The organism is Nocardioides faecalis, assembly GCF_018388425.1.
GTDB classification, from domain to species: domain Bacteria; phylum Actinomycetota; class Actinomycetes; order Propionibacteriales; family Nocardioidaceae; genus Nocardioides; species Nocardioides faecalis.
In genome coordinates this window covers 2,393,583-2,412,713 of the sequence record NZ_CP074406.1, presented here as the reverse complement: position 1 = coordinate 2,412,713, position 19,131 = coordinate 2,393,583, and the positions used below count along the sequence as shown (strand labels likewise).

Genomic DNA, 19,131 nt, shown 5'->3' with positions numbered 1-19,131 from the left:
CGGACGCCCGCGGCGGTGTGCGCCGTCCGCGCGGTGTCGACCCCGCCCCCCGACCGGGCGAGCCCTCCGCTAGTGTTTGCCGTGTTCTAACCCTCGAGAGGAAGGCTCGTTCGTGGGCTGGTGGCACCCCGATCGCTCGCGGACGGCGCAGCGGCGATTCCGTCGCGCGACCCCGCTCGCTGGATCCGTCGCACTCGCAGCCGCTCTGTCCGGCTGTTCGACCGACACCCAATGGGAACGGTTCGGCATGCCGGACATCAAGGCCGAACAGGGCGAGCACATCCTCACGCTCTGGCAGGGCGCCTGGATCGCTGCGTTGATCACCGGTGTGATCACGTGGGCGCTCATCATCGGCGTCCCGCTGTGGTTCCGTCGTCGTCGTGACGACGAGGTCCCGGTCCAGACGCGTTACAACCTGCCGATCGAGATCTTCTACACGATCTTCCCGGTCATCATGGTCATCGCGTTCTTCTCGCAGACCGTTCGCGTGCAGAACGTGGCGCTGGAGATGGACCCGGAGCCCGACGTGGTGGTCACGGTCGTCGGCCAGAAGTGGTCCTGGACCTTCAACTACCCCGACACCGAGGCTGCGGGCGGCAAGAACGTCTTCACCTCCGGTGACGGCGACGAGTTCCCCCAGCTGGTCATCCCGGTCGACCAGACCGTGGAGTTCCAGCTCTACAGCCCGGACGTCATCCACAACTTCGGCATCCCTGCCTTCGCGATGCGGATGGACGTCATCCCCGGCAACGACAACGCCTTCCAGGTGAAGCCGACCGAGACCGGCACGTACGACGGCAAGTGCTACGAGCTCTGTGGCGCCTACCACTCGCGCATGCTGTTCACGGTGAAGGTCGTGACCGAGGCCGAGTACCAGGACTACCTGGCCGGACTCGCTCAGAACCCCGACAACGTCTCCGAAGCACCCGTCCTGGGCGGCGAGTACTCCCGGAACCTCATCAACCCCGACGAGGAGGAGAGCGAGTGACTGCGACTGCTGCTCGCTCCGCCGACCTGACCGCGCGCAAGCCGCTCGGCCAGCAGGTCGTGCGGGTGCTCACCACCACCGATCACAAGCTGATCGGCAACCTGTACTTCGTCACCGCGATGGCTTGGTTCATCCTCGGTGGCATCATGGCGCTGCTGATCAGGTCCGAGCTGGCCTATCCCGGTAGCCAGCTGGTCAACGAGGAGCTGTACAACCAGCTCTTCACCATGCACGGCACGATCATGCTGCTGCTGTTCGCCACGCCGCTGTTCTTCGGCTTCGGAAACGCGATCATGCCGCTGCAGATCGGCGCTCCGGACGTGGCGTTCCCGCGCCTGAACATGTTCAGCTACTGGTTGTACCTGTTCGGTGGCCTCATCGCCGCCGCCGGCTTCCTCACCCCCTCGGGTGCGGCCTCGTTCGGCTGGTTCGCCTACGCGCCGCTGTCCGACTCGGTCAACAGCCCCGGCGTCGGTGGCGACCTGTGGATCATGGGCCTGTGGATGGCCGGTCTCGGCACCATCCTGGGTGCGGTCAACTTCATCACCACCATCATCTGCATGCGTGTCCCCGGCATGACCATGTTCCGGATGCCGATCTTCACCTGGACGGTGCTGATCACCGCGATCCTCGTCCTGATCGCGTTCCCGATCCTGGCCGGCGCGCTGCTGTCGCTGGAGGCGGATCGCCAGCTCGGCGCGCACGTCTTCGACAGCGCCACCGGTGGCGCGGTCCTGTGGCAGCACCTCTTCTGGTTCTTCGGACACCCAGAGGTGTACATCATCGCGCTGCCGTTCTTCGGCATCATCTCCGAGATCCTGCCGGTGTTCAGCCGCAAGCCGATCTTCGGCTACGTGGGCCTCGTCGGCGCGACGCTCGCCATCGCGATCCTCTCGGTTGCGGTGTGGGCACACCACATGTACGTCACCGGCGCGGTGAACCTCGCGTTCTTCTCCGGCATGACGTTCCTGATCGCGGTGCCCACCGGTGTGAAGTTCTTCAACTGGATCGGCACCATGTGGGGCGGGTCCGTACGGATGGACACGCCGATGCTCTGGTCGATCGGCTTCCTCACCACCTTCCTCTTCGGTGGTCTGACCGGTGTCATCCTGGCGAGCCCGCCGCTGGACTTCGCCGTCTCCGACTCCTACTTCGTGGTGGCGCACTTCCACTACACGGTGTTCGGCACGGTCGTCTTCGCGATGTTCGCCGGCTTCTACTTCTGGTGGCCGAAGTTCACCGGTCGGATGCTCGACGAGCGGCTCGGCAAGATCCACTTCTGGCTGCTCTTCGTGGGCTTCCACGCCACCTTCCTGGTGCAGCACTGGCTGGGTGTCGAGGGCATGCCGCGTCGCTACGCCGACTACCTGCCCGGCGACGACTGGGAGTTCCTGAACCAGGTCTCCACGGTGGGCGCCTTCGTCCTGGCCTCCTCGATGCTGCCGTTCTTCTACAACGTCTACGTCTCCCGCAAGAGCCCGCTGGTCGGCACCGACGACCCGTGGGGCTGGGGCCGGTCGCTGGAGTGGGCCACGAGCTGCCCGCCGCCGCGGCACAACTTCGTCACGATCCCGCGGATCCGCTCGGAGTCCCCGGCGTTCGACCTCCACCACCCGGAGATCGCCGCCATCGAGATGTACGACAACCCGGCTGAGTCGGGCAGCGCGGTGGGCGACCTGCCCGACACCGAGGGCCGTGCCGAGCACCTGAACGAGCAGATGAACAAGGATGGTGGCGACCGATGAAGATCGAGGCATGGGTCTTCGGTGTGACCACGGTCTTCCTGGTCCTGGTCACGCCCGCCTACTGGTTCATCACCGACGCCGGTGACTCCGGCGCCGACTGGACGGGCACCTCGGCGCTGGTGATGACCACGCTGCTCGCGGCCATGGTCACGTTCTACCTGGGCTTCCAGGCCCAGCGGATGGACGCGCGTCCCGAGGACCGCAAGGACGGCGAGATCGCCGACGGCGCCGGCGAGCTCGGCTTCTTCCCGCCGTTCTCGTGGTGGCCCCTGTGGTGCGCGATGACGCTGAGCACGATGGTGTTCGCGCTGGCGATGCTCGCCTGGTGGCTCTTCATCATCGGTTTGGTCCTCGGCGCGATCGCGCTGGTGGGCTGGATCTTCGAGTACTACCGGGGCGACTTCGCCCACTGAGCAACAGGCTCGAACTTCTCACAGCGGCGCCCCACCTCCCGGTGGGGCGCCGCTGCGACATTTCCCGCTCGGCCGATCCGGCTTTACCCTGCTGAGGTGTCCACTTCACTCCGCCTCCGCCTCCGCCTCCGCTCCGCAGCCCGTGCCTGTGCCGCCGTCTCGCTCGTCGCGGTGCTCGTCGCTGCCTGCGACGGCTCAGGCGGTGCACCCGGCGCCCGGAGCGGTGACGCGCCCGCCGGCGCCGGCGGCACCGAAGCCGCCGCGGCCACGCCTCAGGTGAGTCTCAACGTCGACGACGGTGCCACCGACGTACCGGTCGACACGCTGGTGAAGGTCGGCAGCACCGACGGGCGGATCACCGCAGTGAAGGTCCGCTCCGCCGCCGGCCCCGTGCGCGGCGAGCTGAGTGCCGACGGTGCCAGCTGGAGAGCCACCGACCGGCTCGAGCCGGGTGCCCGCTACCGGGTCCGCACGACGGTCGAGGGGGAGGACGGCACCCCCGTCACCTCCGTGGCGAAGTTCACGACCCGCGCGCTGAACCTCGACGAGCAGACCTACCCCTCGGTGTCACCCATCGACGGCGAGACCGTCGGGGTGGGTATGCCGGTCGTCGTCACCTTCGACCTCCCGGTCAAGCGCAAGGCCGCGTTCGAGAAGCGGATGAAGGTGACCTCCCAGCCCGCCCAGGCCGGCTCGTGGCGTTGGGTGAGCGATCGTGAGGCGCACTGGCGCCCACGGGAGTACTGGCAGCCCGGCACCAAGGTCAGTGTGTCCGTCGGCGTGAACAGCGTGCCCGCCGGTGGCGGCATCTACGGCCAGGAGAACCGCACCGTGTCCTTCCAGGTCGGCAAGGCACACATCTACAAGGTCAACGCGAAGACGCACACCATGAAGGTCTTCGAGGACGGCAAGCTGCTGCGGACGCTGCCGATCACCACGGGCAAGGAAGGGTTCACCACCCGCTCCGGCGTCAAGGTGATCATGGAGAAGTCCGCGACGCGGCGCATGAACTCCGAGACCGTCGGCATCGCACAGGGCTCCGCCGAGGCCTACGACATCGACGACGTGAAGTGGGCGATGCGCGTGACCAGCTCGGGGGAGTTCATCCACGGCGCCCCGTGGTCCGTCGGCTCCCAGGGCCGCGCGAACGTCTCCCACGGTTGCACCGGGATGAGCGACGCCGACGCCGGCTGGCTCTACGACATGAGCCGACGCGGCGACGTCGTCGAGTACGTCGGCACGGACCGCCCGATGGAGCCCGACAACGGGTACGGCGACTGGAACATCGACTGGGACGACTACGTCGAGGGCTCGGCCCTGAGCTGACTAGGGGAAGCCTCGGCGCGTCTCGGAGTACACCCACCAACCCCGGAGCCACTCGTACTGCACGACAATGCCGACGGCCACTACCGTCGCGACCAGGACGATGCGGGCGACGCGGCTGCTGCGGAGCCCGAGCTCGGCGAGTGGCCAGCAGAACACGATGGCCAGCATCGTGTAGCGCGTGATGCTGGGGACCGGTCGCACGGTCACGACCAGGAACGCGGCGTAGGAAGCGGCCCACGTCCGCAGCTCGCTGGGCCACAGTCGCGCGTCGGGGCGGAGCACGAAGTAGGCCGCGAGGGCTACGGCCACGGCGACGACGTACCCGAGGCCGAGGTCCCGCGTCGCAGCGACCGCCCAGGAGTTCCAACCGGAGCCCAGCCACGCCTCCTGGGTCAGCAGGTAGGCGTTGATCCGGCCGGTGAGGAGCCCTGCGATGCCCGGCCAGATGCCGAAGGCGACGACCGTCGAGCAGAGTGCGACCGTGAGGTGCTTGGCGTCCCTGGGGGAGAGACGTCCTTCAGCCCGGCGGCGTCGGAGGGCATGGAGCGCGAGGACGGGCGCGAAGGCGATCGAGATGGGTCGGGTGACGCCGAGCAGCAACATCATCAGCGCGAAGGCGCCGTAGCGATGCTTCTGCAAGGCGCTCAGCGCGGCCACGATCACGAGGAGGGCGAGGCCCTCGCTGTACGCGGCGGCGAACACGGGCGCGGTGGGGAAGCAGTTGATGCCTAGCACCAGCGCGCCGGCGAGCCATGGTCCCGCGTGCTGCTGCACCATCGTGTAGAGCCAGCACATGGCAACGGTGCTGGCCACGATGCTGATGGTCACGGCCGCGACGCTGAAGGGAAGCCCCGTGACGGTCATGAGGCTGCGGACCAGCATGGGATAGGCGGGGAAGAAGGCCCAGGAGTTCTGCTGGACGTTGCCGTCCGCGTCGACGGGCAGGGAGCCGGGGTACCCCTCCGTGGCGATCGACTGGTACCACTGGCCGTCCCAGTTGGTGACCATCCCGAGCACGCCCGGGTCGGCCGGGGTGGCGCGATAGGTGTTGAGGGCCTCGGCCAATGCATCCGAGCTCTGCTGGTACCGGCTCAGCACCGCGAAGAGAACGAGATCCACGACCCGGGCCAGCGTGCAGACGAGCAGGGGAATCCGCACGGCTCGCAGCACCCGGAGCACACGCCTCGTCAGTGCCGTCCGATGAGTGAGGGCCTCGTGGTCGTGCTGGGTGGACGCCACGATCGGGTGCCTTTTCTCTGTGACGGTCTTTGTCGGCGACGGTGATCTGCTTGCTGCCGAGCGGATCTTAGGGCAGCGGAGTTCCTCCGGAGGCGGGTTCCACGGATCGGTCCGTCCTGGTGCTTTGGACGAAAGGGTCGTCCAAAGCCAGAAGGCCCCCACCAAGATGGTGGGGGCCTTCTGAGAGCCAGCTCAGTGCTCGGCGGGACCGTGCCGGTTGGGACCGGCGGAGATCTGGTCCTCGAGCTCGTGCAGCTCGTGCTCGGAGTGGTGCTGAGCCTCCTCGAGCTCCGCTGCGGTGGGCTTCTGCACGTTGTCCGCGAAGAACAGCGCCTGCAGTCGAGCCCGCAGCTTGCGGCGGCGCAGCTTCTTGCCCTTGAGCCCGGACGCCTCGATCTCCTCGATCGACTCCGGCTTCGGGTCGTCGTCGCGAGCGGTGAGGGCGTAGGCCTCCTCGAGCGGCAGCGGCAGGTGCTTCTCCGCGTACGCGCCCTCGGGGGAGCGGACCAGGACACCGCTCTCGTAGCCGTGCAGCAGCTTCGCCTCGTCCGCACGCTGCAGCGAGATGCACCAGCGCCGGGTGATGATGAACGCGATCACCGGTCCGACGAACACCGCTGCCCGGAGGAAGTAGGTGATCTGGTTGATGCTCAGGTGCATCTTGATCGCGATGATGTCGTTGCCGCCTGCGGCCCACGAGAGACCGTAGAACGTCATCAGGGCGACCATGATCGCCGTGCGCGTGGGAGCGTTCCGCGGGCGCTGGAGCAGGTGGTGCTCCCGCTTGTCGCCGGTGATCCAGGACTCGAGGAACGGCAGCAGGATCAGGACCATCAGCAGCAGCGGCGGCGCGACCAGGATCGGGATCATCACGTTCCAGGAGACCGTGAAGCCCCACAGGTGCGTCTCCCACGCCGGGATGATCCGCAGCAGGCCGTCCGGCCAGCCCATGTACCAGTCGGGCTGCGAGCCGGCGGTGACCTTCGACGGGTCGTACGGGCCGTACTTCCACACCGGGTTCAGCGAGAACAGGCCGCCGAAGAGAGCGATCACGCCGAAGACGATGAAGAAGAACCCGCCGGCCTTGGCCGCGTAGACGGGGAGCATCGGGTAGCCGACAACGTTCTCCTCGGTCCGGCCGGGGCCAGGCCACTGCGTGTGCTTGTGGTAGACGAGCAGCAACATGTGCGCGGCCACCAGCGCCAGCAGGATGCCGGGGATCAGCAAGATGTGCATCGCGTAGAACCGCGGGATGATCGAGTCACCCGGGAACTCGCCACCGAAGAGGAAGAACGACATGTAGGTGCCGACCACCGGGGTCGCCTTCATGAAGCCGTCCGCGGCCCGGACACCGGTGCCGGAGAGCAGGTCGTCAGGCAGTGAGTAACCGGTGAAGCCCTCGATGGTGCCCAGGAGCAGCAGCAGGCAGCCGATCACCCAGTTCAGCTCGCGCGGCTTGCGGAACGCGCCGGTGAAGTAGACGCGCATCAGGTGGACCATCATCGAGCCGATGAAGATCATCGCGCCCCAGTGGTGCATCTGACGCATCAGCAGTCCGCCGCGGACGTCGAACGAGATCTCGAGCGTCGAGGCCATGGCGGCCGACATGTGGACGCCGCGCAGCGGGTCGTAGGAGCCGTTGTAGTTGACCTCGGCCATGCTCGGGTCGAACCACAGCGTCAGGAAGACACCGGTGAGGAGCACGACAACGAAGCTCCACAGCGCGATCTCACCGAGCATGAAGGACCAGTGGTCCGGGAAGACCTTGCGCAGGTTCTTCTTCATCACGGAGCCGAGACCGAGCCGCTCGTCGGCCCAGTTGGCGATCGCGCCACCCCGGGTCGTGCCGTTGGCAGCGGCCGGCTCGGAGCCGTTGGTCGAGGCGACCTTGTTCAGATCAACGCTCATAGTAGTCACGCTCCCAGAAGCTCGGGCCGACCGGTTCGTCGAAGTCGCTCGCAGCGACGAGGTAGCCCTCGTCGTCCACGGCCAGCGGCAGCTGGGGGAGTGGACGGCCGGCCGGGCCGAACACGACCTTGCCGGAGTCCGCGAGGTCGAAGGTCGACTGGTGGCAGGGGCACAGCAGGTGGTGGGTCGTCCGCTCGTTCAGCGAGATCGGGCAGCCGACGTGGGTGCAGATCTTGGAGTAGGCGACGATGCCGTCGACGGCCCAGTTCTCACGGCTCTGGCCGTCCTTGTCCTTGCCGTGCTTGATGTCCTCGGGCTGCATGCGCAGCAGGATCAGCGAGGCCTTGGACTTGTGGACCTGCAGCTCGATGCCCTCGACGTCCGCCGGGTCGATGTCGTACCGCTCCGGGTTGTGCAGCGCATCGGGCTGGGCGTTGACGAGGTCGCCGATCTCGAGGTCGGACGGCAGGATCGGGGTCCAGATGCCGTCACGGACGATCCGCATGGGGCGGTTCGGCAGGCCGCGGCCCCAGATCGTGTGGTACAGGGCGTCGCCCGGCAGGGGGCCGAGGTCGCGGAGCAGGACGACGGCGGGCAGACCCAGGAGGCCGACGGCGCCGAGCAGGGAGTTCCGGATCAGCGGACGGCGAGCGATACCGGACTCCTCGAGCCCGTCGCTCAGCGCCTGCAGAGTGGTCTCGCGGTCCTCGTCGCTGGAGCGGGCCGGGTGGCGCATCTCCGTCATCTCGTGGTCACCCATGAGCTTGCGGGCCCACTGGATGATGCCGACGCCGATGAACAGCAGGGCGAGACCGAGGCTGAGGCCGAGTGCCATGTTGGAGGCACCGAAGCCGCCGATGACGTGCCAGTTGTCGCCGATCTTCAGCGTGAAGTAGGCGACCAGGAAGGCGACGGTGCTCAGCGCGGAGAGCAGGAAGAATCCCACGACCTGGCGCTCGGCACGCTTCTCCTTGGCCGGGTCGACGTCGGTCGGCCGCCACTGGTGCTCGGGCAGCCCTGGGTCCGCGATCGGTCCGGTGACCGCGAGTTCCCCTCCGTGGGGATCGGTGGTGTGTGCGTCGCTCACGCTGCCGCCTCGTCCTTCTTCTTGCTCGAGCGGGTGGAGTGTGCCGCGATCCAGACCGCGAACCCGACGAGGCTGCCGATGCCGACGACCCAGACCGTGATTCCCTCGCTCACCGGGCCGAGGCCGCCGAACGTGAACCCGCCGTAGCTGGGGGACTCGTCGAGGGTCTCGAGGTAGGCGATGACGGCCTTCTTGTCCGCCGGCGGGATGTTGCCGTCGGAGAACGTGTCCATGGTCTGCGGGCCGGTCAGCATGGCCTCGTAGATGTGCTTGGGCTCGACGCCGCGGATCTTGGGGGCGTAGCCGCCGCGGGGCATCGCCCCGCCGGAGCCCTCGAAGTTGTGGCAGGCGGTGCAGTTGGCCAGGAAGATCTGGCCGCCGCGCACGACGAGCTCCTCGAGCTCGTCGTCGCTCATGCCCGCGGTGGAGTAGAGCTCCTTGTCCGGGATCGCCGGGCCGGTGCCCAGCGACGCGACGTACGCGGACAGCGCTGCGGTCTCGTCCTTGGTGTAGACGACCTTCTTGCGCGGAGCCTGCTGGCCCGGCTGGGCCATCGGCATGCGGCCGGTGCCGACCTGGAAGTCGACGGAGGCGGCGCCCACGTCGGTCAGGGCGGGGCCGTACTGCGAGCCGCCCTGAGTCAGGACGCCCTCGCCGTTCTTGCCGTGGCAGAAGGCACAGCCGACCAGGAAGAGCTCGCGGCCCTGCTGGACCAGCTCCTCCTGGTCCTGCCTCGTGTCGGCCTGGGCAGGCGCGAACGCGGCGTACAGGCCGCCGGTCAGCAGCAGGCCGCACACCAGCACCATGAGCCCGGCGAGCGGGCCGCGGCGGTGCCGGGAGAGGCGACCGGCGGATCGGTTCAGAAGGCGCACAATCAGTCCTTGTGGGTCCGGGTCGGATCAGTGGGCGAACAAGTTGTCGTCATCGACATCACCGGGTCACTGGACCAGGTAGATCGTCGCGAACAGGCCGATCCACACGACGTCGACGAAGTGCCAGTAGTAGGACACGACGATCGCGCTGACAGCCTGCTCGTGGGTGAAGCGCCGGGCGACGTAGGTACGCCCCAGGACGAAGAGGAAGGCGATGAGCCCGCCGATCACGTGGATCCCGTGGAAGCCCGTGGTCAGGTAGAACATCGTGCCGTAGCCGTCGTTCGGCAGCGTCACGCCGTGGTGGATCAGCTCGGCGTACTCCAGTGCCTGGCCGGCGACGAAGACGGCGCCCATGATGTAAGTGAGGATGAACCACTCACGCAGGCCCCAGCCGGCCCGGCCGCCCCAGAACTTCCAGAGCGGGCCGCCGCGGCGGACTTGGCCGCGCTCAGCGGCGAAGACGCCCCACTGGCAGGTGAAGGAGGACAGCACGAGGATGGTCGTGTTGACCGTCGCGAAGGGCACGTTGAGCAGTGCGGTGTTCTCCGCCCACATTTCCGGTGAGACCGACCGGATCGTGAAGTACGACGCGAAGAGCGCCGCGAAGAACATGAGCTCGCTCGAGAGCCAGACGATGGTGCCGACGGCGACCATGCTCGGTCGGTCGTGCTGTCCATGGAGGCGCGAGGCCGGAAGGGATGCGGATGCTGTGGTCGCCACGGGCGTCATTATTGCCCCATCCCGCTCGCCGGGCACCCCGACCCCCCCCATCGGGCACGGCAGGGACCGCGACCTACGCTCGAAGCATTCGAGGAGGTGCCCGTGGGGTCGCTGTCAATGGCAACCGTTGCAATAGTGGAACCGCTCCCTGAGTTCAACCTGAGTGCGGTGTGGACGGAGTGGGGGGTCGCCCCCCTGCCCCTGGTGCTGACCGTGTGGGGCGTGGGCCTCTACGCCCTCGGCGTCGCCACGCTCCGCCGCCGCGGGGACGCCTGGCCGATCGGGCGGACCCTGGCGTTCATGATCGGGATGGCGGCGTTCTACTTCGTCACCTCCTCGGGCATCGCGGCCTACGACGAGGTGCTGCTCAGCGTGCACATGGTCCAGCACATGGTGCTGTCGATGATCGTGCCGCTGTCGCTGGCGCTCGGCGCCCCGGTGACGCTTGCCCTCCGCACGCTGCCGCCCGCGCCCCGGCGCTGGCTGCTGTTCGTCGTGCACTCGCGCCTGGCGAAGGTGCTGTCGTTCCCGCCGCTGGCGTTCGGCCTCTATGTCCTCTCGCCGTGGGCGCTGTACTTCACCGGTTGGTACGACGCCTCGCTGAGCTCGGCGTACGTGCACGAGATGATGCACGTCCACCTGGTCGCCGTCGGCGCCATCTTCTTCTGGCCGATCGTCGGGGTGGACCCCCTGCCCGGACGCGTCTCGCACCCGTTCCGGGTGCTGCTCACCGTGCTCACCCTGCCCTTCCACGCCTTCCTGGGCGTGACGATCATGGGCCAGGTCACCCTGCTCGGTGCCGAGCACTACCTCGCGCTGCGGGAGGGCCCGATGGGTTCCTGGCTGCCCGACCCCTTCAAGGACCAGGAGCTCGCCGGCGGCATCCTGTGGGGCGCCGGTGACCTCGTCGGCATCGTGTTCTTCATCGCACTGTTCGCCCAGTGGGTGCGCTCCTCGATGCAGGAGGCCAAGCGGGAGGACCGCCGCCTGGACCGGCTCGAGCGGCAGCAGCGGCTCGCGGCCGCCGCGACCGACCCGGTCCCGGGTGCGGAGCGGAGCGAGTAGCATCGCGAGCGTGAGCTTCCCGAAGGCGTTGCAGGTGCTCGTGTACAGCGACGATGTGCACACCCGTGAGCAGGTCATCCTCGCCCTGGGACGGCGGCCCCACCCGGACCTCCCGGAGCTGGAGTACGTCGAGGTCGCCACGGAGCCGGTCGTCATCCAGCACATGGACGCCGGTCAGGTCGCGCTCGCGATCCTGGACGGCGAGGCCGTGCCCGCCGGCGGGATGGGGATCGCCAAGCAGCTCAAGGACGAGATCCATGACTGTCCTCCGCTCCTCGTGCTCACCGGGCGACCGCAGGACGCCTGGCTCGCGACCTGGTCGCGCGCCGACGCCGCCGTCTCGCACCCGATCGACCCGATCGTGCTCGCCGACGCCGTCGTGTCGCTGCTGCGCTCGCGCGTCCCGGCCTGAGCGCCGTGATGGACTGGCCTGACGTCCTCGGCACCCTGACCGCCGGGAAGGACCTGGAGCCTGCCCAGGCGGCATGGGCGATGGGTGAGATCCTCGCCGGCGCCGCCACCTCGGCGCAGATCGCCGGCTTCGTGGTCGCGTTGCGCACCAAGGGCGAGACCGCCGCGGAGCTCACCGGCCTGGTCGACGCCATGTACGGCGTGATGACGCCGATCAGCGTCCCCGGCCGGCTGCTCGACGTGGTCGGCACCGGTGGTGACCGCTCGTTCTCCGTCAACATCTCCACGATGTCGGCCATCGTCGCCGCCGGAGCCGGCGCGCGAGTGGTCAAGCACGGCAACCGCTCGGCCTCGTCGAAGTCCGGCACCGCCGACGTGCTCGAGGCACTCGGGGTGCGCCTCGACCTGCCCGCCGACCGGGTCGCGGAGATCGCGGTCGAGGCCGGCATCACCTTCTGCTTCGCCGCCTCCTTCCACCCGGCCATGCGCTACGCCGCGGCTCCCCGCAAGGAGCTGGGCATCGGGACCGCGTTCAACGTCCTCGGCCCGCTCGCGAACCCGACCCGGCCGCAGGCACAGGCCATCGGCTGCGCGGACGTCCGGATGGCGCCGGTCATGGCGCACGTGTTCGCCGCCCGCGGCGTGGACGCCTGGGTCTTCCGCGGCGACGACGGCCTGGACGAGCTCACGACCACCACCACCTCCCGGCTGTGGGTGGTGCACGACGGTGCGGTCGAGGAGGGCACCGTGGATCCTGCCGCGTTCGGTCTCGCCCCCGCCACCACCGAGGACCTCCGGGGCGGTGACGCCGAGCACAACGCCGGGGTCGTGCGTGCCCTGCTCGCCGGTCGCACCGGGCCGGTGCGCGACGCCGTGCTGCTGAACGCCGGCGCCGCACTGGCGGTCTACGACGCGGCCGGCAAGCCGGTCGCCGAGGCGCTCGCGGCCGGCATCGAGCGTGCCGCCGAGGCCATCGACAGCGGGGCGGCCGCCGCGACGCTGGAGCGCTGGGTGGCGGCGGCCTCCGCCTGATCGCTCAGCCGCCGGCTGGGGGAGCGACCAGGTAGACCAGGTCGTCGGAGGTTCGGACCACCTGCCAGCCGTGGTCCTGCAGTGCCGCAGCGACACGATCGTCCTCGGGCAGCAGCGCGACCTGGGCGCCCAGCCGCTCCAGGGTCCGCTTCCAGCCCGGCTCCAGCCGGGCCAGGTCGTCGTAGGCCTCGAGCTCGGCGTCGGTGTAGACGTCGCCGTAACCGTGGATGGGGACGTCGAGGTCCTGGTCCGTCCAGAGGAGCACCGCCCCCGTCGCCCGATCGGTGAGGACCACGCTTCGAGCCGGCAGGTCCGCGAGCACGTCGGCGAACGGCTCGATCTCGCTCGCCGGCACGTCACGCAGGGGCAAGAGTCCCGCGACGACGACCACCGCGGCCGCGAGCACACCCACGAACGTCAGCTCGCCGGAACCGGGCTGGGAACCGGGCTGGGCGCCGGGATGGCCGCCGGTGCGGCCGCCGGTGCGTCGGCGAAGCCGACCGAGCTCGCCGGCGACGACGGCGGCCAACACGACGAGCGCGAGCGGGAGGGTGCGCTGGGAGTAGATCGAGAACAGGACGCCCAGGCCCAGCAGGGCCACGTCGTAGGGCTCCACCCGGTCTCGCCGGATCGTGAGCAGGACGGCCAGGGCGAGCAGGAGGGTGACCGGTGCCGCGCCCAGGGTGAGCAGCTCGGGGGCCGCCCACTCGGCGAAGTGCTCTGAACGGGAGCCGACCTGCAGGACCGCCCCGACCAGGCGCGGTCCCACCGGGGTGAGGCAGGCCGCGCCGAGCATCCCGGCCGGGACCGCGAGGAGACGGAGCGCCCGGGGCATCAGGCGGTCGTGGGGCCGGCTAGCGCGCTGCTGCCAGCAGACGCCGACGGCCAGGACGAGGCTGGCCGCGACGCCGAGCACCCACATCCCGTGGCTCATCGCCCACACCCAGCCCAGCGGCACCAGCCACCACGGGGCACGTCCGGTCCTGCGGGCGAGGTCCCAGGAGGCGAGGACGCCGACCAGGAAGAGGTAGCTCAGCACCTGTGGACGCCCGGTGAGGTAGGGGAGGCAACCGACGACGACGGCGAGGGTGAGGGTCATCGCCGTGCCCGGGCGGGTGCGGCTGCGCAAGTACAGGTAGACGGCGCCTGCGAAACCCGCCAGCAGGGTCGCCAGCACGAGGGCCAGGGCGCCCTCGGAGCGCTCGGCGATCCACGACACCACCACCTGGGGCAGCCACTGCGTCGGGGCCCAGTCGTTGCTGGCGGCGCTGGTGACGTGCCCGGGATGACGCAACGACCAGGTGTCGCGGAACTCGCTGCCGAAGCGGAGGTGGAAGTACGTGTCGAACGAGCGGTAGGGGCGACTCGCGACGGCGGCGAGCAGGGCGACGAGGAGCAGGCTCGTGACGGGTGGCCAGGCGCGGATCAGCAGCGGAAAGCGGGAGCGGGCCGGTGCGCCCTCATTCGCGGAGAGGTGGTCCCTCACCCTCAGTCGAGACCGATCGAGAATGCGGCCTCGAGGTCGTGGCGGGAGTAGGCGCGGTAGGCGATGTGCGTCTCGGTGTCGACGACGCCCTCGACCTTGTTGAGCCGGTCGGCGACCACGGCGGCGATGTCGTCGTGGCGTGCGACGCGGATGAGCGCGATCAGGTCGATCTGCCCGGTCACGGAGTAGACCTCGCTCACCCCGTCGAGGGCGGCGATCGCCTCCGCCACCTCGGGGATCCGGGCGGTCTCGGCCTGCACGAAGACGATGGCGGTGATCATGTGCCCACCTTAGTGAGCAAGGTCGCGAAGCGGGCCGACCCGGCGACCGGACAGCTCCACTCGCCCACGACGTCCACCAGCCGGATCCCGGGCTTCTCCAGCCAGCGCAGCACCCGCTCCGACTCCTCCGCGCTCGCCGCCGGCGTCGGCCCCGGGGTCCGCAGCACCGTCTCCGACGATGCGCGCAGGCCCTCCACGTAGGCGACGGCGTCCGCGCCGGAGGGGATGACGCCCGCGCCGGCCAGCCGGCCGAACCGGACGACGTGCACGGACCAGCGGCCGTCGTCCTCGCGTCGCGTCGCGACCACCTCCGCGCAGCGGGTGAGGGCGCTCAGCCGCTGGGTGCGCGCCGTGGCCCGCACCAGGGCGGCCAGCCGGTCCCGGTGCTGCGCGGCCTCCTCGAAGCGCTCCTGCTCCGCCAGGGTGCGCATCCGGGCGTCGATCTGCTCGACCACGTCGTCGGGCCTGCGCTGGAGCGTGTCACGCAGCTGGCGGACCACGGCGGCGTACGTCTGGACGTCGACGCTGCCGTCGCAGGGGGCCAGACAGCGGTCGAGCTCGGCGAGCACGCAGGGTGAGCGGGACGGCCGGAGCGGCAGCCGGCCGGTGCACTGGCGGACGGGGAAGACCTCGTGCAACGCGGCGAGCGCCTCCTCGGCGCGCGCCCGCGAGGAGAACGGACCGATGTAGTCGGCCTCGTCGTCCAGGACCCGCTTGACCAGGGTCAGCCGGGGCCATGGCTCCTTGGTCAGCTTGAGCCAGGTCACCTTCTCCGGGAACCGCGAGCGGCGGTTGTAGGGCGGCTTGTGCTCGGCGATCAGGCGCAGCTCGCGGACCTCGGCCTCCAGTGCGGTCGCGCACTCGATCCCGGTCACCGCCGCCGCGAGCTGCACCATCTCCCCGATCCGGGTGCGCTTCTCGGAGGCGGTGAAGTAGGTCCGGACCCGTCGGCGCAGGTCCTTCGAGGTGCCGACGTACAGCACCCGCTCGCCCTCGTCGCGGAAGAGGTAGACGCCCGGGGCGTTCGGGAGGCCGTCGGCGAGGTGCCGCTTGCGCCTCGCGGCCGGCGCCACGCGCGAGGAGTACGCCTGCAGCTCCTCGAGCGTGTCGACGCCGAGGCCGCCGAGGCGCTCCATCAGGCCGTGCAGCACGTCGACCGTCGCCCGCGCGTCGGCGAGGGCGCGGTGGTTGGGGGTGGTCTGTGCCCGGAACAGCGTGGCCAACGAGGAGAGCTTGTGGTTGGGCGCCTCGTCCCGGGTGACGACGTGCCGGGCGAGCTTCACGGTGTCGAGCACCTCGAAGTCCGGCCACGCCAGGTCGTGGACGCCGGCGAAGTGCTTCAGGAACCCGACGTCGAACCGGGCGTTGTGCGCCACGAGCACCGTCCCTGCCGCGAACTCCAGGAAGGCCGGCAGCGCCGTGCCGATCCGCGGCGCATCGGCGACCATCCGGTTGGTGATGCCGGTGAGGACGGCGATGAACGCCGGGATGGAGGTGTCCGGGTTGACCAGCGTCTGGAACTCGCCGAGCACCTCGCCAGCGCGGACCTTGACCGCGCCGATCTCGGTGATCCGGTCGCCGTCGCGTGCGGAGCCGCCGGTCGTCTCGAGGTCGACCACGCAGAACGTGACCTCGCGCAACGGTCGACCGAGCTCCTCGAACGAGAGCTGCGCCTCCCAGTGAGGGGACGAGGGCGTGACGGTGCTGCCGGGCATGGGGTGACCGTAAGGGCGACCCCCGACGAACGATGTGGCGAGTTCTGTCGGAGGGTCGGTGCAGCGTGTCCGGCATGACAACCACGATCGATTGCGACACCTGTGTGGTGCGCGGCCTGTCGTGCCACGACTGCGTGGTCACGGTGCTGCTGGGCCCTCCGCCCGAGCTGCGGGTCGACGACGACGAGCTGCGCGCTCTCGGCGCCCTCGCCGAGGGCGGGCTGGTGCCGCCGCTCCGGCTGGTGCGGCCGGTCGCGGCGCCGCACGTCGAGTCCGCCTGAGGCACCGCTGGGGCTGCTGTGACTCGTGTGGCCTGGTGTGGCGAACCTCCCGCAGCGAGGCCCACAACACGCGGGTGCGCGGTTTGGTGAGGCCTGATGCAGGGGATTAGAGTCGGCCCTCGAAGTGTCCGAGGAAGTGGGTCGACCGACCTGCCGGACACTGCGCTGAGTCCGAGGCCGCTCGCGGTCGCGGAGCCGGGGAACCACTCAATCTGGGGTGAATCCCGCACGAGGCGTGACCTCGCCAGCCCTACCGGGTTGAGGGGGGAACGAGGAGTGCGGGTAGGGCATGTCGTGCCCGAATCCGTCAGCTCACCCGGTAGGCGTACGACACCGAAGGGGACCGCCAGCACGTGCTGAAGGGCCGAAACCGCACTGCCGCCTCGCTCGCGGCGCTCGCCCTCTCCGGCGCTCTCGCCCTGTCCGTGAGCTCGCCGGCAACGGCGGAGCCCGACGTCGACACGGTCCGGGAGCGGGTCGAGGCGCTGCTGCACCAGGCCGAGCAGGCATCCGAGCGCTACAACGACGTCCGCATCGAGCTGACCGAGCTCAATCGCGACCTGAAGTCGCTGCGGGCCGACCAGTCCCGCCAGGGCGAGAGCCTGGACGGCGTCCGCGCCGAGGTCCGGGACACCATCATCCAGCGCTACCAGAACGGCGGCCTCGGCCCCGCGGGCGACCTCCTCGCCTCCGACTCGGAGCGTTTCCTCGACGGACTGTCGACCAAGGAGACCGTCGACGGCCTGCACGAGGCGCTGCTGTCGGACTACGACAACGAGCGCGAGGCCTACGGCATCCGCGAGAGCCAGACCGAGAAGCGCCGCAAGGCCATCGCAGCGCTCAAGGCGAAGCTGGCCGAGGAGAAGAAGGAAGCCGACGACAAGCTCGCGAAGGCGGAGTCGCTGCTGTCCCGGCTCGAGGCGGCCGAGCGCGACGAGATCGTGTCCCGCGACAGCGAGCGTGCCCCCGCCGCTGCCTCCGTCCCCGCCTCCGGCCGCGCCAAGGCGGCCATCGCCTACGCGCTGGCCCAGGTCGGAGACCGCTACGTCTTCGGCGCCGCCGGCCCCGACGCCTTCGACTGCTCGGGCCTGACGATGCGCGCCTGGGGCCAGGCCGGCGTCAGCCTGCCGCACTCCTCCCGCGCTCAGGCCGGGACCGGAACGCCCGTCGCCCGCAACCAGCTGCAGCCGGGCGACCTCGTCTTCTACTACAGCCCGATCAGCCACGTCGGCATCTACCTGGGCAACGGAAAGATCGTCCACGCCGCCAACCCCGGCGCGGGCGTGAAGGTGTCGAGCGTCGACGAGATGCCCTACGCCGGAGCGGTCCGGCCTGGGTGATCCGCCGAGCCGGAGCGGCGCTGCTCGCGCTCGCCCTCCTCTGCGGGGGCTGTGGCGGTGAGGAGTACGTCGCGCCGCCTCCGGCCAAGGCGAGCTCCGCGGTCGACGCGACCGCGGCGACGTCGACCGTCACGGCTCTCCAGCAGGCGCTGGTGGCCGGCGACCGCGCCGCGGCCGAGCGCCTCGGCGCCGACGGACCGGCGCAGCAGCTGCTGGCCGCCGTCGCCGGCAACGTCCGCGAGCTCGGGCTGCGCGAGGTCACGCTCCGCTACGTGACCGAGACCGGGCGGACCCGTGGCGCCGACGGCTGGGACGGCCTGGTCGCGCTCACCTGGCGGATGCCCGGATCGGCCACGGCCGCTGCCCGGCTCGAGCTGCCCTTCTCCTTCGCCGACGGCGGACACGCGGTCTCCGCGATCGGCGGCACCTCAGGAAGGCTGCCGCTGTGGCTGGCAGGCCCGGTGACGGTGCGCCGGGTCCCGGGTGCCGTCGTGGTCGGCGAGGGTGCCGCGGCCGACCTGGCGTCGTACGCACGATGGGCGCGGCAGGCGGTCGTGGAGAGCCGTGACGTCGTCGAGAAGGACGCCGTTCTCGTGGTCGAGGTGCCTGCGGACACCACCGCCCTGCACCGGGCGCTCGGCGCCGATGCGGGGGAGTACGCCGCGATCGCGGCCGTGACCGCGCCCGCGGACGGCTCCCGGGTGCCGGACGCACCGGTGCACGTCTTCCTCAACCGCGCCGTGTACGACGACCTCGACCCGGTGGCGGCGCAGGTCGTGATGACGCACGAGGCGGTGCACGCGCTGACCGGGGCCGTGCTCGCCGGTGGGGCACCGCTGTGGCTGGTCGAGGGCTTCGCCGACTACGTCGCCCTGCGGGACCTGGACCTCCCCCTGGACCGGACCGCGGGGCAGGTCATCGAGGAGGTGCGCCGCGACGGTCTCCCGGACGCGTTGCCCGCCGACACCGACTTCTCCCCGGGCGCCAGCCACCTCGGCGGCGTCTACGAGGCCGCCTGGCAGGTGGCGGTCACCCTCGCCGAGCGCCGCGGCGAGGCCGCGCTGGTCGCCCTGTACCGCGCCGTCCTCGACGGCACGAAGCTCGCGCCGGCCCTGCGCTCGGGGTTCGGCTGGTCCGAGGCGGAGCTGACCACGGCGTGGCAGGAGCGGCTGGCGACACTCGCCGGCGTCCCGGAGCAGGCGCCGTGAGGGGCCCCCGG

The 19,131-nt window shown here is 70.1% G+C and carries 18 protein-coding genes and 1 riboswitch; of the genes, 10 read left to right on the top strand and 8 right to left on the bottom strand.

The genetic code is table 11. The annotated features are described in order from the left end of the window. Window positions 1–112 precede the first annotated feature (112 nt). The 4 genes from ctaC to KG111_RS11175 all read left to right on the top strand — a co-directional run bounded on the left by ctaC (window position 113) and on the right by KG111_RS11175 (window position 4,472). Complete coding sequence (ctaC, locus tag KG111_RS11190) at window positions 113–988, top strand: aa3-type cytochrome oxidase subunit II (RefSeq protein WP_432806864.1); 876 nt, start codon at window positions 113–115, stop codon at window positions 986–988. Further along, complete coding sequence (ctaD, locus tag KG111_RS11185; RefSeq protein ID WP_205292696.1) at window positions 985–2,733, top strand: aa3-type cytochrome oxidase subunit I; 1,749 nt, start codon at window positions 985–987, stop codon at window positions 2,731–2,733. Before ctaC ends, ctaD begins: the two co-directional genes overlap by 4 nt. Further along, window positions 2,730–3,146 carry a cytochrome c oxidase subunit 4 gene (locus KG111_RS11180; RefSeq protein WP_205292695.1) on the top strand — a complete coding sequence of 139 codons (417 nt, stop codon included), beginning with the start codon at window positions 2,730–2,732 and terminating at the stop codon, window positions 3,144–3,146. The genes ctaD and KG111_RS11180 overlap by 4 nt, the downstream gene beginning before the upstream one ends. 96 nt (window positions 3,147–3,242) lie before the next feature. Next, complete coding sequence (locus tag KG111_RS11175; protein WP_249666090.1) at window positions 3,243–4,472, top strand: L,D-transpeptidase; 1,230 nt, start codon at window positions 3,243–3,245, stop codon at window positions 4,470–4,472. On the opposite strand, the gene KG111_RS11170 is transcribed toward KG111_RS11175, so the two are convergent. The 5 genes from KG111_RS11170 to ctaE all read right to left on the bottom strand — a co-directional run bounded on the left by KG111_RS11170 (window position 4,473) and on the right by ctaE (window position 10,310). Further along, window positions 4,473–5,711 carry a hypothetical protein gene (locus KG111_RS11170; RefSeq protein WP_213449985.1) on the bottom strand — a complete coding sequence of 413 codons (1,239 nt, stop codon included), beginning with the start codon at window positions 5,709–5,711 and terminating at the stop codon, window positions 4,473–4,475. 192 nt (window positions 5,712–5,903) lie between these two features. Next, the gene (gene qcrB, locus KG111_RS11165; RefSeq protein ID WP_205292693.1) at window positions 5,904–7,619 is read right to left on the bottom strand and encodes a cytochrome bc1 complex cytochrome b subunit; all 1,716 of its coding nucleotides are present in this window, start codon (window positions 7,617–7,619) and stop codon (window positions 5,904–5,906) included. Beyond that, window positions 7,609–8,706: a cytochrome bc1 complex Rieske iron-sulfur subunit gene (qcrA, locus tag KG111_RS11160; protein ID WP_205292692.1), complete on the bottom strand. Its 1,098-nt coding sequence runs from the start codon at window positions 8,704–8,706 to the stop codon at window positions 7,609–7,611. The genes qcrB and qcrA overlap by 11 nt, the downstream gene beginning before the upstream one ends. After that, window positions 8,703–9,578: a cytochrome bc1 complex diheme cytochrome c subunit gene (gene qcrC, locus KG111_RS11155; protein WP_249666089.1), complete on the bottom strand. Its 876-nt coding sequence runs from the start codon at window positions 9,576–9,578 to the stop codon at window positions 8,703–8,705. Before qcrC ends, qcrA begins: the two co-directional genes overlap by 4 nt. A 66-nt stretch (window positions 9,579–9,644) precedes the next feature. Further along, entirely contained in the window at window positions 9,645–10,310 is a 666-nt protein-coding gene (gene ctaE / locus KG111_RS11150; protein ID WP_205292691.1) for an aa3-type cytochrome oxidase subunit III, read from the bottom strand. A gap of 126 nt (window positions 10,311–10,436) precedes the next feature. Here ctaE and KG111_RS11145 point away from each other — a divergent pair, with 126 nt between their 5' ends. The 3 genes from KG111_RS11145 to trpD are packed head-to-tail and all read left to right on the top strand — an operon-like array spanning window position 10,437 to window position 12,809. After that, window positions 10,437–11,366: a cytochrome c oxidase assembly protein gene (locus KG111_RS11145; protein ID WP_249666088.1), complete on the top strand. Its 930-nt coding sequence runs from the start codon at window positions 10,437–10,439 to the stop codon at window positions 11,364–11,366. Between the two features lie 10 nt (window positions 11,367–11,376). After that, window positions 11,377–11,778: an Rv3143 family two-component system response regulator gene (locus KG111_RS11140; RefSeq protein ID WP_205292689.1), complete on the top strand. Its 402-nt coding sequence runs from the start codon at window positions 11,377–11,379 to the stop codon at window positions 11,776–11,778. Window positions 11,779–11,786: 8 nt separating this feature from the next. Beyond that, window positions 11,787–12,809 (top strand): anthranilate phosphoribosyltransferase, encoded by a 1,023-nt coding sequence (trpD, locus tag KG111_RS11135; protein WP_205292688.1) that lies wholly within the window; start codon window positions 11,787–11,789, stop codon window positions 12,807–12,809. Window positions 12,810–12,813: 4 nt separating this feature from the next. On the opposite strand, the gene KG111_RS11130 is transcribed toward trpD, so the two are convergent. The 3 genes from KG111_RS11130 to KG111_RS11120 are packed head-to-tail and all read right to left on the bottom strand — an operon-like array spanning window position 12,814 to window position 16,291. Next, complete coding sequence (locus tag KG111_RS11130) at window positions 12,814–14,295, bottom strand: hypothetical protein (protein ID WP_205292687.1); 1,482 nt, start codon at window positions 14,293–14,295, stop codon at window positions 12,814–12,816. A 2-nt stretch (window positions 14,296–14,297) separates the two neighbouring features. Next, a complete protein-coding gene (locus KG111_RS11125) occupies window positions 14,298–14,576 on the bottom strand; it encodes an Lrp/AsnC family transcriptional regulator (protein WP_205292686.1) in 279 nt (92 codons plus the stop codon). Then, window positions 14,573–16,291 (bottom strand): DEDD exonuclease domain-containing protein, encoded by a 1,719-nt coding sequence (locus KG111_RS11120; RefSeq protein WP_205292685.1) that lies wholly within the window; start codon window positions 16,289–16,291, stop codon window positions 14,573–14,575. Before KG111_RS11120 ends, KG111_RS11125 begins: the two co-directional genes overlap by 4 nt. A gap of 74 nt (window positions 16,292–16,365) precedes the next feature. On the opposite strand from KG111_RS11120, the gene KG111_RS11115 reads away from it, so the two are divergent. The 3 genes from KG111_RS11115 to KG111_RS11105 all read left to right on the top strand — a co-directional run bounded on the left by KG111_RS11115 (window position 16,366) and on the right by KG111_RS11105 (window position 19,120). Then, entirely contained in the window at window positions 16,366–16,572 is a 207-nt protein-coding gene (locus KG111_RS11115) for a hypothetical protein (RefSeq protein ID WP_205292684.1), read from the top strand. 153 nt (window positions 16,573–16,725) lie between these two features. Next, a riboswitch (cyclic di-AMP (ydaO/yuaA leader) is annotated at window positions 16,726–16,913 on the top strand. A gap of 12 nt (window positions 16,914–16,925) precedes the next feature. Further along, window positions 16,926–17,912, top strand: coding sequence for a C40 family peptidase (locus KG111_RS11110; protein ID WP_249666087.1), 987 nt, complete (start codon window positions 16,926–16,928; stop codon window positions 17,910–17,912). After that, entirely contained in the window at window positions 17,909–19,120 is a 1,212-nt protein-coding gene (locus KG111_RS11105; protein WP_205292683.1) for a hypothetical protein, read from the top strand. Before KG111_RS11110 ends, KG111_RS11105 begins: the two co-directional genes overlap by 4 nt. The last annotated feature ends 11 nt before the right edge of the window (window positions 19,121–19,131 follow it).